This window comes from Longicatena sp. 210702-DFI.1.196, assembly GCF_020563125.1.
Classification (GTDB): Bacteria; Bacillota_I; Bacilli_A; order Erysipelotrichales; family Erysipelotrichaceae; genus Longicatena; species Longicatena caecimuris.
Map to the genome: position 1 here is coordinate 1 of NZ_JAJCPX010000033.1, position 12733 is coordinate 12733.

The 12733-nt window shown below is 38.5% G+C and carries 17 protein-coding genes; all 17 read right to left on the bottom strand.

Annotated elements, in window-relative coordinates:
- Positions 1–193: 193 nt before the first annotated feature.
- Positions 194–1522 carry a hypothetical protein gene (locus tag LI241_RS12180; RefSeq protein ID WP_008690060.1) on the bottom strand — a complete coding sequence of 443 codons (1329 nt, stop codon included), beginning with the start codon at positions 1520–1522 and terminating at the stop codon, positions 194–196.
- A gap of 261 nt (positions 1523–1783) precedes the next feature.
- A complete protein-coding gene (locus LI241_RS12185) occupies positions 1784–3280 on the bottom strand; it encodes a bifunctional diguanylate cyclase/phosphodiesterase (protein ID WP_119957640.1) in 1497 nt (498 codons plus the stop codon).
- A gap of 254 nt (positions 3281–3534) precedes the next feature.
- A complete protein-coding gene (locus tag LI241_RS12190) occupies positions 3535–4041 on the bottom strand; it encodes a hypothetical protein (RefSeq protein ID WP_008690062.1) in 507 nt (168 codons plus the stop codon).
- A gap of 392 nt (positions 4042–4433) precedes the next feature.
- Positions 4434–5072: a ribonuclease E inhibitor RraB gene (locus tag LI241_RS12195; RefSeq protein ID WP_008690065.1), complete on the bottom strand. Its 639-nt coding sequence runs from the start codon at positions 5070–5072 to the stop codon at positions 4434–4436.
- 59 nt (positions 5073–5131) lie between these two features.
- The gene (locus LI241_RS12200) at positions 5132–5710 is read right to left on the bottom strand and encodes an O-methyltransferase (protein ID WP_008690066.1); all 579 of its coding nucleotides are present in this window, start codon (positions 5708–5710) and stop codon (positions 5132–5134) included.
- A gap of 13 nt (positions 5711–5723) precedes the next feature.
- Positions 5724–6377: a hypothetical protein gene (locus LI241_RS12205; protein WP_008690067.1), complete on the bottom strand. Its 654-nt coding sequence runs from the start codon at positions 6375–6377 to the stop codon at positions 5724–5726.
- A 119-nt stretch (positions 6378–6496) separates the two neighbouring features.
- Positions 6497–6862 carry a 50S ribosomal protein L17 gene (gene rplQ, locus LI241_RS12210; RefSeq protein ID WP_008690068.1) on the bottom strand — a complete coding sequence of 122 codons (366 nt, stop codon included), beginning with the start codon at positions 6860–6862 and terminating at the stop codon, positions 6497–6499.
- Between the two features lie 28 nt (positions 6863–6890).
- Positions 6891–7850 carry a DNA-directed RNA polymerase subunit alpha gene (locus tag LI241_RS12215; RefSeq protein ID WP_008690069.1) on the bottom strand — a complete coding sequence of 320 codons (960 nt, stop codon included), beginning with the start codon at positions 7848–7850 and terminating at the stop codon, positions 6891–6893.
- A 27-nt stretch (positions 7851–7877) separates the two neighbouring features.
- Positions 7878–8273 carry a 30S ribosomal protein S11 gene (gene rpsK / locus LI241_RS12220; protein ID WP_008690070.1) on the bottom strand — a complete coding sequence of 132 codons (396 nt, stop codon included), beginning with the start codon at positions 8271–8273 and terminating at the stop codon, positions 7878–7880.
- Between the two features lie 20 nt (positions 8274–8293).
- A complete protein-coding gene (gene rpsM, locus LI241_RS12225) occupies positions 8294–8659 on the bottom strand; it encodes a 30S ribosomal protein S13 (protein WP_008690071.1) in 366 nt (121 codons plus the stop codon).
- A gap of 17 nt (positions 8660–8676) precedes the next feature.
- On the bottom strand, positions 8677–8793 hold the full coding sequence (gene rpmJ, locus LI241_RS12230; RefSeq protein WP_008979808.1) for a 50S ribosomal protein L36: 117 nt from the start codon (positions 8791–8793) through the stop codon (positions 8677–8679).
- A gap of 23 nt (positions 8794–8816) precedes the next feature.
- On the bottom strand, positions 8817–9035 hold the full coding sequence (gene infA / locus LI241_RS12235; RefSeq protein WP_008690072.1) for a translation initiation factor IF-1: 219 nt from the start codon (positions 9033–9035) through the stop codon (positions 8817–8819).
- Positions 9028–9801 (bottom strand): type I methionyl aminopeptidase, encoded by a 774-nt coding sequence (gene map / locus LI241_RS12240; RefSeq protein WP_008690073.1) that lies wholly within the window; start codon positions 9799–9801, stop codon positions 9028–9030. Before map ends, infA begins: the two co-directional genes overlap by 8 nt.
- Position 9802: 1 nt before the next feature.
- Complete coding sequence (locus LI241_RS12245) at positions 9803–10450, bottom strand: adenylate kinase (RefSeq protein ID WP_008690074.1); 648 nt, start codon at positions 10448–10450, stop codon at positions 9803–9805.
- Between the two features lie 11 nt (positions 10451–10461).
- Positions 10462–11751, bottom strand: coding sequence for a preprotein translocase subunit SecY (secY, locus tag LI241_RS12250; RefSeq protein WP_008690076.1), 1290 nt, complete (start codon positions 11749–11751; stop codon positions 10462–10464).
- A gap of 1 nt (position 11752) precedes the next feature.
- Positions 11753–12193: a 50S ribosomal protein L15 gene (gene rplO, locus LI241_RS12255; RefSeq protein WP_008690078.1), complete on the bottom strand. Its 441-nt coding sequence runs from the start codon at positions 12191–12193 to the stop codon at positions 11753–11755.
- A gap of 16 nt (positions 12194–12209) precedes the next feature.
- A complete protein-coding gene (rpsE, locus tag LI241_RS12260; protein WP_008690080.1) occupies positions 12210–12722 on the bottom strand; it encodes a 30S ribosomal protein S5 in 513 nt (170 codons plus the stop codon).
- Positions 12723–12733: the final 11 nt, after the last annotated feature.

Genomic DNA, 12733 nt, shown 5'->3' on the forward strand with positions numbered 1-12733 from the left:
TACGCCCCGAGGGATTTTCACCCTAGATATGTGGCATGCCCGCCACACATGAAAAAAGACATCTATGTGTCTTTTATGTGCCTTTTTAATACTGTATATAGAATAAAACAATTGCTTATCTATGAAACTTCCTGTATATATTATCAAATGATAGGTTACTTATCTATTAAGCTTCTACATAGTTCAATCAACTTCATTTATGATCTACTTTTCTTTCTTTGAATGCTTCCGCATCTTTTTTCCGATATAAACGACGAGAAATTACAAAACCTTTATGGCTCTTAAATTGCTTGTTTAGAAAATCATAATACGCTCCCGGTGAGATGATACCACTTAAATCAAATAAATTTAAACCAATGACACTTAATATATTCGCCATAAAGAAGACACAATTACTGGAAACAACAAAAAATGTTTTCAGCTTTCCTTCTTTAATTTTATAAAACTTTGCACCTGGGGATGTTCGTGTTACCCGGCTGATATAATCATCACAAGGACCCTGATAAGGCAATCCCTTGCGTTTTAAATCTTCATCACTGTAAAAATCTTCAAAGGTCCCAAAAACCTCTAACAAACGATCATTTAGACGTTTTTTCTGCTCTTCGTCTAAAGCAATGCCAAAGCTGATCAGCGTCTTATTTTCATTTTTTAAACAATTATAAATATATGGATTACGATCAGCCATTAAAACAACGCCATCCCCCATCGTGCCAAAGAGATGACGGTTATGGGGATCATAACAACCATACGATATCACAAAGCCACGATAGATTAAATCCGCATGTCCTAACATAGCAGGTCCACTAGGTGCCAGATGAATAAGCACTTCCATATCTACAGGAATATCTTCCTTTATCTCATCAAATTGTTCTTTGATCTGATCCTCTTTGTCTTTATTCAACAAAGTCCTCATAAGATGAGGCGGAATGATGACCGACATGAATGGCGGTACTGCTAATCGTAGCTTTTGATCCAGCTTTTCACCACTTCCCTGTGGAATAATCTCGCGCACCATATCCAACAAGGTATTTCCCCCATAAATTAAAAAATACAGACCGGTAACCACATTGATAATGTCGTTATGATGAAAAGGATTACCAATCAAATAAAAGCTCATGCATAAATCACCTAACAAAAACAGAATGCGAAAGAAGGATATGGTTAAATGATCTTTGATACGAATGTATAAAACAATGATCTTAACAATGGCATGCAATAAGATCCAACTGCCCACAATACGTGGCAGAATGGAATAAAATGCCCGTGGCAGTGCTAATGAGAAAATGATAGCAATACACCAAATGATAATATCTAAAAGCTGAGAGAAGCGTTTTTCAATACGGCGAAAGTTGATTAGCAAGTTGATTAATTTCAAGATGGCTACTGCGGATATACCAATAACTAAGGTTGTATACAGCCAATTCCATACGGTCAAAGATTCGACAACAAAAGAGCATCCAAGCACGCAGAAAAAGACGCCTGTTAATGCCATTGTTACATAATTGAACTGCTTTTTCAACATGCCTTTTACCTCCCTATATTTTTTAATTATAACAAGAACTATTGTTTTCGTAAACTGCCTTTCTTTCTGTATATGAATCTACCTTTTTTTATATATGAAAATGACTATTGTATCAGCACTTTGTTTACCGTATAAAAGCCATTCCATTCACCAGATAAAGCTTTGAAATTATTGCGTCTTTTATAATACAGCCTTAGGATATCTGGATACTGAAAGTAAAAAAGATACGAATGATCGATTATCAGACGTATCCTATACGTATTATACACTCATCATTTCAGGATCATCCTGTACGAGTGTTTCAAATTGATCCACTGGAACCGGTTTAGAGAATACATATCCTTGAATAGCATCACATTCCATACTTTTTAACAACTCTACCTGTGGTATCGTTTCTATCCCTTCGGCAATTGTTTCCATTCCTAATTTCTTAGCTAAACTGATAACTGTTTCAACAATGTCTTCTCCACGTTTATCATTTTCACTACTGAAGGAAACACGATCAAGTTTTAGAATATCCACAGGAATCTCTTTGAGCACATTTAAGGATGAATAGCCACTGCCAAAATCATCCATAGAACATTTATAGCCATATTTATGAATTTCATCTATAATGGTTTTTAACATTTCCAAATTCTCAAATACAACTATCTCTGTCAATTCTATTTCAATATACTGATCCGGTATTTCATATTTTTGTTGTATCTTTCGATATTCTTCTAAAAAGTTTGGATGATGAAGATGATTTCTTGATAAATTTACTGATATCGGATGAACGATTTTCCCTTCATCGATCCATTTACGTAAGATCTTACATACAACTTCAAAAACATACATATCAAGTTTAATAATAAAATCATTTTTCTCAAAGAAAGGGATAAAGTCATCTGGTGGAATCAAGCCTTTTTCTGGACTGTCCCATCTTACTAAAGCCTCTGAGCCAATAATCTTACCCGTCTTTAAACTAACCTTAGGTTGTAGATATATGATAAATTCTTCTTCATCCAGAGCCTTTTCCATCATGTTTTCCATTTCTTTTTCTTTCAGCAACATCTGATGTTCTAAGTCATTATAGAAAACAATATTACATAGATAATAGTTTGGAATATTTTTATTTGTCTTACGCGCTATATTGGCCTTATCACGTACGACGATTAATTCCTGTGCATCATCTTTTACAATATAACAGCCACAAGATAATGGAATATAATAAGGAAGCTGACGCTCTTGATTATATTTATTAATCTCATCCGCGATGCTGTGTAAACGTTCCTTAATCTTCCCTTCATCAATCGTATGCAAATAAATATTAAAGTTATCCGCATTGACGCGGGTAACAAATTCATCCTTAGCTAAATGTTTCTTGATACACACATATACATGTCGTAATACTTTATCGCCATTTTCACTGCCAAAGCTGGCATTAATTAATTTAAATTTACGCAAATCTAAGGATATAAAAGTATATGGTACAAAGTCTTTCGCTCGATCTAAGAGTTCTTTTTCGAACCGTACTTGCGTAAATCCTTGTGTGATAGGATCAATATAGGCGATATTTGTTATTTCTTTATTCTTTTTATTCGATGTGTACAGTAAAAACGCAATGAAGATAAAGAATACAACCGCTATGCCTAAAGCGAGAACGGCGATTGCAAGACTGATGAAATTTTGAATATTCTGACTATACATCGTAGAAGGTACGATGGATAAAAGATACCAATCACAATTATCTAATGGAGTATAAGTGAGTGTTCGCATATTATCGCCATTTACCTTAAACGTAATGGTACCTTTTTTATGATTAGCAATATCTTGACAAAACTTTTGGAATTACATTGAAGATGTAATTTCAGCTTTTGCTGGAAGGTGTTCAAAAAGTTATCACCATCAATTAATGCATTTTTATTTTTGGAATGTAAAATATAATCACCATTTTTCGCTATGATATGTGAAAACCCGGTACCTGAAAATGATTCTGTATTCAGCAATAATTTCATGGTTTCAGGTGGTATTCATCCTACGATTGCGCTAATATTATTATCCTTTCCTTTATAAGGTACTGCATAAACAGCCCCTTTTTCATCAAAAATTTTCAACAGCTTATCGCTTACACTCACTTGCCCATGCATAGCTTTTGCTACACAAGTTAGTTGAGATACATCTTTTAAAGGATGGTTCTTCACCTTTAGCATTCCCTTATGATCAACAGTGCCAATCCATTCAAAAGCTCCACCTTCATAAGCATCATAAAGATACGCTTCATAAGCGGATTCATCCAGATATGCTAAAGAGTTCGATAGCGTTGCTAAGTAAGAAAAATTTGTTTCGACACGTTGCGTCACTTTGTAAGAAGTTTGTTGTGATATTTCATGGAGATAATTATTAACTTCTGTGTTTACGATATCTTTTCCTTTTTGCGTAAGTAAAAAAGATAAACTAATGATAAAAACGATAATTACTACTGTCGAAAAGCCCATCATCTTTCTTTGCTTCTTATTCATCCATATATTTTTTAGCATATTTTTCCTTCAATAACCACACAATTTTTCAGTATACCATAGCAAAAGCAGAAATGTAAAAAATATAACACTTTTTATAACCACTTTTAATCCAAAACTATAAAATATCGTTAAAATATTAAGAATCATTTGGTTATCTTTTTGATTTATGTATACGTAAATACCCTTTGCATAAAGAATGATACTATTCTAAATATATCAAGGTTCCATAGTGTCATTGTATAGAAGAATACTAATCGATTATTCCATAGGAACGTACAGTTTAACTATAAAACCATTTATTATGCATATTCATCTTCCATAGTTATAAAATATACAGAAAAAAAGTCTTAATCCTATTCTGTTAATAAATAGGATTAAGACTTTTTCATACATTTACGCTTATCAGCTTTTTAATATACGGCCTTGCTCTGCCATCCTTTATAAACACCTTGATAAGCTGTGGCAACATCTGCCAGATAATAAACATTGGACATCAGTTTTACCTTATCCATCGGTGTGATATGAAGAACGATCAACTCAAATTCTTCACTGCCTCTGGTAATAACATATCCACGATTTATCACAACGCTTTTAAACTGGTTCATGCTCTCTTCATCTTGAAATTTTACGACATGCTGTACAGGGCGTTCATGATCATGGACATCCCCTTTTTGCTCCAGTGCTTCCATTCGTGCATCGGTATCTTCTTTCAATAATGCCATTTCTGCTCTGGTCAGATGCGTAAACATTTCATCATACTCTTCTTGTGTTTCCTCTTTTGCTTCATCATCCGATGTGCTTTGCACATCTTCAAATTCATCCAGACTTTCATGAGCCTCTTCAAATGCTTCATTCACTTCTTCACAACAATGTTGTGGATCACTGATCGGTGCTTCTTCAGCTGCATCTTCATTATCTTCAGGCTCATCATCGTACAGCAAACCCTGATCTAAATCAATAATTTGTTTTTCTTCTTCTTTTTTCATTTTGTAAGCAATAAGAGCTGCTGCGCTCCCTAAAACAGCTAAAATTGGAAATATCTTTTTCATTTTATCACCACTTTCATGTTTCTATTGTATCACACTTCAAAGAAAAAAATACATAGAAACTACTTTTTTCTGCTGATCCCTACACCATCTCCAAAATCATAAAATGTCGTATCATAATCCTCACGCTTTTTTAAATACTCAACAAATCGACTGATTTTGGTGACAAGCTGTCGCAGATTCCGATTTTTAATCCGTTCCTGATGTTCGACATACCCATGGAACTTAAGATTATCAGTAATGACATAACCATCTTTTATAAGATTCTTCTCATAGCGTTCAAAAAACTTTATATATTGCGCCTTTGCAGCATCGATAAACAACATATCAAATGATCCTTCCACGGTGGTTTCTAAAGCATCTCCATAAAGCAGTGTGATACGTTCTTCTAAATGTGCTTTGCGTACGTTTTCAACCGCTTTTTGATAGCGTTCCTTATCGCGTTCAATCGTCACGACGTGTATTTGTTCATCCAACAAAGCCATACGAATAGCAGAATATCCAATAGCACTGCCAATTTCAAGAATGTTCGTTAAATGGTGTTGCTGAATAAACGCACATAGAAAGGCAATTCCTTCCGGCTGCATGATTGGGACATTGTATGTTTTCGCATAGTCCTCCATCTCTTCAATTAGTTCCATGATCTCACCTCACTCAATTAGTTTTCGCTGTTGTCTTTTTATCCTCTGTTTTCTTTTTATCCTTATCTTTATCATTAAGATTGACTGGTTTTTTACCCACATGAACTTTAAAGGTTCGTACACTGCGATTTCCACTTTTATCTTTCGCAATAACGCGTATTTTATGATCGCCAGATTTTTTTGTATCCACATTGCCTTCAATACGATAATAATTATTTTGTAAATCCGTTGCTGTAGTATAAAGCAATGGTCCATCAACCGGATCGCTGACACTGATAATATTATCTTTGATATCAAATGTACCATTATACGGTATTGCTATACGTTCTTTTTTGAGAATGATTTCCGGTTTTTGTGTATCCTTCACAGTTATCTTTAAATGAATGTTTGTTTTCTCTCCATCTGCGACCACCGCATAAACAAGATCCTGTTCCCCGCATGCATGTACATTTAATTTAGGATAGGTAACAATGACGCCATCTGTATTTTTTACTAAGGCTTTACTCGTGATTGTGGTATTCCCATATTCCACTTCTGTAGCATTTTCAATAAAGTTTATCTTTGATGAAGACTTATGATACTTCTCAAAAAGGATAATTCCAATGAGCACCCCTGCCACAAATAGCATTATAAAAAATTTCTTTTTGTTCGTACTATTTTTGATCATTGTGTACCTTCTTTCATTTTCATTCATTTCATCTCAAATTGTATCATGGTTTTTTGCGGGAAACAACTTAATAGTGCTTAAGAAAACGACACCATGTCTCCATGATGTCGTTAGCTTTTTTATTTTACGAGTTCAATGATTGCCATAGGAGCAGCGTCACCACGACGTACTCTTGTTTTCACAACTCTTGTGTACCCACCATTACGATCTTTGTAAGCAGGTCCGATTTCGTTGAACAGTTTTTGTAAAGCTGTCTGACCTGTTTTTTCGTCTACAACAACGTCGCGAACGAATTTAGCAGCCTGACGGCGAGCATGTAAATCACCGCGTTTTGCTAAAGTAATCAGCTCATCAACAACAGAACGCAGTTCTTTTGCTTTCATTTCAGTTGTTTCAATCTGACCATAAGCGATCACTGATGTAGCCATGTTACGTAATAAAGCTTTACGGTGGTCAGCTTTACGTCCTAATTTACGATTCCACATTGGTTGTTAGCCTCCTTTGCGAATAATATTATTCGTATGATTTAAAGTTTAAGCCTAAATCATACAATTTATCTTTAACTTCTTTGAGTGATTTCTTACCTAAGTTACGTACTCTCATCATTTCATCTTCTGTACGCTGTGTTAATTCTTCGACGGTCTGAATGCCAGCGCGTTTCAAACAGTTGTAAGAACGTACAGACAGATCGAGATCTTCGATCATCATGACAAGACCCTTGTTCTGCACTTCACCCTGAGCTTCCTTCATGACAGATTCCATATCATTGACAGCTTCATCAACGTTTGTCAGCAGTTCCAAATGATCAATCAGAATCTTTGCTGATAATGCTAATGATTCCGCAGGACTGATGGAGGAATCACTCCATACTTCCAAAGTCACTTTATCATAATTGGCATTCTGACCAACACGTGTAGGATCTACAGAGTAAGAAACCTTTTCAATTGGTGTATAGATAGAATCCGTATAAATGATTCCTAAAGGCTGATTTGGAGTCTGATACAGCTGTTTGTTTGTGTCAGCATTTACATATCCGCGGCCAACACGCGCCTGCAGTTCCATTTCCAACATTCCGCCTTCTTCCAGAGTACAGATGTGCAAATCCTTGCTCAGCACTTCTACGCCTTCTGGACAGTAGATATCTGCACCGGTAACTTCTCCAGGACCTTGTTTTGAAATACGCAATGTATAGATCTCATCATCCTGAATTTTCATGACCAGTGTCTTGATATTCAGGATCATGGTCGTTACATCCTCAACGATTCCTGGAATAGATGTAAACTCGTGGTAAACCCCGTCAACTTTAATTGAAAATACGGCAGCTCCCGGTAAAGAGGAGAGCAAAACACGTCTTAGTGCATTCCCAATAGTTGTTCCGAAACCTCTCTCTAAAGGTTCAAATACAAACTTACCGTAGTGTTTAGATTCATCGTATTCTTTAACTTCAAAATGTGCACGTTCGAATTTTTGCATAGTATACCTCCTCAATTAAGCTTATGATTAACCACGTGGTCGTTTAGGTGGACGACAACCGTTGTGTGGAATAGGAGTTACATCGTTGATCATTGTAATTTCTAATCCCGCAACCTGTAAAGCTCTTACAGCTGCTTCACGTCCAGGTCCTGGACCTTTAACGTTTACTGATACTGTTTTCATACCATTTTCTATTGCTGCTTTACCTGCAGCTTCTCCAGCCATCTGTGCAGCAAATGGAGTGGATTTACGTGAACCCTTGAACCCCAGTGCTCCAGCGCTGGACCATGCTACAGCGTTTCCATTTTCGTCAGTAATAGTAACGATGGTATTGTTAAAAGTTGAATGAATATGAGCACATCCACGAGCAATATTCTTGCGTGCTTTACGTTTACGTGCGCCCGCTTTTACGTTTTTTGCCATTTTAATTTCCTCCTATCGTCCTATTTCTTTTTGTTTGCTACTGTACGAACTGGACCTTTACGCGTACGAGCATTTGTTTTTGTTCTCTGTCCGCGAACCGGTAAACCTTTACGGTGACGGATTCCGCGGTAGCATCCGATTTCCATCAGACGCTTAATGTTTAATGCAACCTCACGACGCAAATCACCTTCTACTTTGATAGAATCCACTTCGTTACGGATGGCATTAATCTGTTCGTCAGTTAAATCTTTTACACGGATATCTTCGCTGATTCCCGTTTTTGCCAGAATCTGTTCCGCAGTTGGGCGGCCGATTCCGTAAATGTACGTTAATGATACTACTACGCGCTTGTCGCGTGGTAAGTCAACACCTGCAATACGAGCCATTTTACATTACACCTCCATTAGTTTCCTTGTCTTTGTTTGTGTTTTGGGTTTTCGCAAATGACCATGACACGGCCTTTACGTTTGATAATGCGGCACTTATCGCATATTGGTTTGACAGATGGTCTTACTTTCATGCGTCTTCCTCCTTATTCACGACTTATTTGTGTCGGAATGTAATTCGCCCACGTGTTAAATCATAAGGTGAAATTTCAACGGTTACACGGTCCCCTGGTAAAATGCGGATGTAGTGCATGCGGATTTTACCAGAAACGTGAGCCAGTATTTCGTGTCCGTTTCCCAATTTCACTTTGAACATTGCGTTTGGTAAAGTATCAATTACTTCGCCATCCATTTCAATAACATCTTGCTTACCCATTACTTGGATGTTCCTCCTCTTTTATCTCTGTGAGTATTTCATACCCTTTTTCTGTGATCACGATCGTATGCTCGTAGTGAGCTGCCAAGCCACCATCTTTGGTGACGACACCCCAGCCATCCGCAAGTGTTCGTGTATGTGGCCTGCCTGCTAAAACCAACGGTTCGATTGCAAGCGTCATGCCTTCTTTAAGCAGAATGCCATGACCTGCCGGGCCGAAATTTGGAACTGTCGGATCTTCATGGACGGAAGTTCCAATACCATGTCCTGCATAATCCCGTGGCAAAGAAAAGCCATGCCCAAAGACATACTCTCCGATTGCATGAGATATATCAGTTAGATGATTCCCAGCCTTTGCCATTTTTAAACCTTCATATAAAGATTCTTCGCTAATTCTCAGAAAGGCTTTTGTTTCCTCGCTGATATTACCGACAGCATATGTCCATGCTGAGTCACCATGATACCCTTGATAACAGGCACCGATATCTACTGAAACAATGTCCCCGTCATGTAACATCGTATCATCTGGGACACCATGTACCATGACAGAATTTACAGATATACATGCAGCAGCTGGAAACCCGTATAAACCCTTAAATGACGGTATCCCGCCATGTTTTCGTATCGTGTTTTCCACGATTTCATTGATTTTTTTCGTAGTGATTCCAGGCTGTATAACTGTTTGCGCTGCACGATGTGCAAGCGCAACAATTATACCTGCTTTTTTCATGAATGTCAACTCCTGATTTGACTTCGGAATGACCATTTTAGTCCTCCAACGCTTTCAGGACATCGCTCCAGACGTTTTCGATTGGTTGATCGGCATTGATTCTTGCGACAATTCCTTTCTGCTCATAGTAATCCAGAACAGGAGCTGTCTGTTTGCTGTATTCATCCAGTCGTACGGTAAGACTTTCTACCGTATCGTCTTTTCGCTGATATAGATCTCCACCACATACATCACATTTACCTTCTACCATAGGAGGTTTGGATTGTAAGTGATAGATCTCTCCGCACTCTTTACAGAGACGGCGGCCGGTGATTCTGCCAGCCAGAACATCAAAGGGAATATCCATGGCAATGACTTTGTCGATGGATAATGCCCCATCGCCAGCCAATGCATCAAAGGCCTTTGCCTGTTCTAAAGTTCTTGGATAGCCATCTAGAAGAAAGCCGTTTTTCTTATCTTCCAGTTTATCCAGATAGCTTTTCACCATATTGTTTACCAGTTCATCAGGGACGAGCAGTCCTTTGTCCATATAGCTTTTCGCTTCAAGACCAAGTTCTGTACCATTCCCGATTTCACTGCGGAAAATATCTCCTGTTGAAATATGATTCACATTAAATTTTTCAACGATTTTTGCGGACATCGTACCTTTACCGGCACCAGGACCGCCCATAATCAAGATATTCATAGGTTCACCTTCTATCTCTGAAGAAATCCACGGTAGGACTTCTGCGTCAGACGACCTTCGATCTGTTTCACGGTTTCCATTGCAACACCTACGACGATGATGATACCAGTACCGCCGATACCCATAGAGCTAGGCAGATTTGTAAATAATGGAAGAGCATGAGGCAGAACTGCGATGAAAGCCAGTCCAATTGCGCCTAATACCGTGATTCTGTTTAATACCTTGTTAATGTAATCTTTGGTTTCCGTACCAGGACGGATACCAGGGATATATGTTCCTGATTTACCTAAGTTCTCGGCAATCTTTTCCGGATCTACCTGTAACTTCGTATAGAAGAAGGTAAATAACAGAATCAATACCACATAGATAACCAGGCTCACTGGTGTTTGCATACCCAGGTAATACTCTACGGTACTTACCCATTCAGCAGCCGTTACCATCTTAATGATGGAAAGTGGCGCCACCATGATAGCAGAAGCAAAGATAACAGGAATTACACTGGCTGAATTGATTTTCAGCGGCAGGTATGTCATGTCTTTCTTGCGTGTTGTTACCGTGCTGGATGTATACTGAATTGGAATCTTACGTTCCGCTGTCTGCATGAAGACAACAAAGATGATGATCAGCAGATAGCATAACAGGAAGCCGCCAAAGCTCAAGATTCCATTAAAGGTTGCAGAACTGCTGGATGTATCGACAAGCGTTCCCCAAGCTGTTGCGAACTGATGTGGAAGTCTTGCGATAATGCCAGCGGCGATGATCATAGATACCCCATTGCCAACACCCTTCATCGTAATACGGTCACCGATCCACAAGATGAACATGCTGCCACCTGTTAAGATTGTTGCAATATAAAGGATGCTTGACCAACCATTGCCATTGACCAGTAAATCCGGATAGCTTCTTGAAAAGCCATATATTAGCGTTGAAGCCTGGAAGAAGCTCAAGACAACTGCCAGGTAACGTGTATAACGATCAATTTGTTTTTTACCGGATGCGCCGCCTTTGGCAAGTTCTGTCAAAGCCGGAATAACATCCATGGATAATAACTGAATAATAATAGATGCGGTGATGTAAGGGCCGACTCCCATAGCAAAAATGGACATCTGTTCCAGACCTCCACCACCAAGCAGGTTGATCATATCAAGCAGTGAATTGCTGGATTTCGTCAGCGATGTCGTATCTACGCCCGGTACAGTGATTGCTGTACCAAAGCGGAAGATAAACAACATGGCAAGAGTAAAGAATATTCGATTACGAATATCTTTATTCTTGAACATGCTGGTAATCGTGCTAAGCATACTAGATAACCTCTGCTTTTCCGCCTGCTTGCTCGATTATCGTTAAAGCTGATTTAGAGAACTTGTTAGCTTTCACTGTCAGTTTCTTTTCTAATTCACCTTCGCCTAAGATCTTGATTCCATCTAATTCTTTTCTTACCAGACCGCATTCAATCAACAGTTCTGGAGTTACTTCCGTACCATCTTCAAAACGATTTAAAGATGCTACATTTACGATTGCATACTCTTTACGAGTAAAGTTTGTAAAACCACGTTTAGGCAAACGTCTTGCTAATGGTGTCTGTCCACCTTCAAAACCTAAGCGAACGCCTCCGCCAGATCTTGCTTTCTGACCTTTATGTCCTTTACCAGCAGTTTTACCGTTACCAGAAGCATGACCGCGTCCTACACGGTAGCTTGCTTTTCTGGCACCTTCTGTATATGTCATTTCATGTAATTTCATGTTCTAATTCCTCCTGTTAACCGCGAATTTCTTCTGGTTTTTTACCACGGAGACGAGCAACATCTTCAATCGTTTTCAGATCTTTTAATGCTGCAATCGTAGCACGAACCATGTTGATTGGCGTACGGCTTCCCAGACATTTAGACAGGATATCGTTGATACCAGCCAGTTCCAATACGGCACGTACAGGACCACCAGCGATAACTCCGGTACCTTCTGTAGCAGGGCGCAGGAAGATTTCTCCAGCTCCGTAACGTCCAGTGATTTCGTGAGGAATGGTAGTTCCTACGATAGGTACGTTGAATACGTTTTTCTTAGCGTCTTCAACAGCCTTTTTAATAGCATCAGGAACTTCGTTTGCTTTTCCTGTACCAAAGCCGACACGGCCTTTTTTGTCACCGATGACAACCAATGCAGCAAAACGGAAGCGGCGTCCACCCTTTACTACTTTAGTTACACGGTTGATGGTAACGACGCGTTCTTCAAATTCTTTTTCAACGTCGCGATTTCTTCTTGGTTTACGTTCCATTCGCATAACCT

What these genes read in the sequence shown, in the direction of transcription:
- rpsM (WP_008690071.1), bottom strand. Translation starts at nt 8,659, where the DNA reads ATGGCTCGTATTGCAGGTGTTGACTTACCACGCGACAAGCGCGTAGTA.
- LI241_RS12215 (WP_008690069.1), bottom strand. Translation starts at nt 7,850, where the DNA reads ATGCAAAAATTCGAACGTGCACATTTTGAAGTTAAAGAATACGATGAA.
- LI241_RS12195 (WP_008690065.1), bottom strand. Translation starts at nt 5,072, where the DNA reads ATGAAAAAGATATTTCCAATTTTAGCTGTTTTAGGGAGCGCAGCAGCT.
- LI241_RS12200 (WP_008690066.1), bottom strand. Translation starts at nt 5,710, where the DNA reads ATGGAACTAATTGAAGAGATGGAGGACTATGCGAAAACATACAATGTC.
- map (WP_008690073.1), bottom strand. Translation starts at nt 9,801, where the DNA reads ATGGTCATTCCGAAGTCAAATCAGGAGTTGACATTCATGAAAAAAGCA.
- LI241_RS12185 (WP_119957640.1), bottom strand. Translation starts at nt 3,280, where the DNA reads ATGCGAACACTCACTTATACTCCATTAGATAATTGTGATTGGTATCTT.
- rpmJ (WP_008979808.1), bottom strand. Translation starts at nt 8,793, where the DNA reads ATGAAAGTAAGACCATCTGTCAAACCAATATGCGATAAGTGCCGCATT.
- LI241_RS12190 (WP_008690062.1), bottom strand. Translation starts at nt 4,041, where the DNA reads ATGCTAAAAAATATATGGATGAATAAGAAGCAAAGAAAGATGATGGGC.
- rplQ (WP_008690068.1), bottom strand. Translation starts at nt 6,862, where the DNA reads ATGTGGAATCGTAAATTAGGACGTAAAGCTGACCACCGTAAAGCTTTA.
- LI241_RS12180 (WP_008690060.1), bottom strand. Translation starts at nt 1,522, where the DNA reads ATGTTGAAAAAGCAGTTCAATTATGTAACAATGGCATTAACAGGCGTC.
- infA (WP_008690072.1), bottom strand. Translation starts at nt 9,035, where the DNA reads ATGGGTAAGCAAGATGTTATTGAAATGGATGGCGAAGTAATTGATACT.
- LI241_RS12245 (WP_008690074.1), bottom strand. Translation starts at nt 10,450, where the DNA reads ATGAATATCTTGATTATGGGCGGTCCTGGTGCCGGTAAAGGTACGATG.
- rpsE (WP_008690080.1), bottom strand. Translation starts at nt 12,722, where the DNA reads ATGGAACGTAAACCAAGAAGAAATCGCGACGTTGAAAAAGAATTTGAA.
- LI241_RS12205 (WP_008690067.1), bottom strand. Translation starts at nt 6,377, where the DNA reads ATGATCAAAAATAGTACGAACAAAAAGAAATTTTTTATAATGCTATTT.
- rpsK (WP_008690070.1), bottom strand. Translation starts at nt 8,273, where the DNA reads ATGGCAAAAAACGTAAAAGCGGGCGCACGTAAACGTAAAGCACGCAAG.
- rplO (WP_008690078.1), bottom strand. Translation starts at nt 12,193, where the DNA reads ATGAAATTACATGAAATGACATATACAGAAGGTGCCAGAAAAGCAAGC.
- secY (WP_008690076.1), bottom strand. Translation starts at nt 11,751, where the DNA reads ATGCTTAGCACGATTACCAGCATGTTCAAGAATAAAGATATTCGTAAT.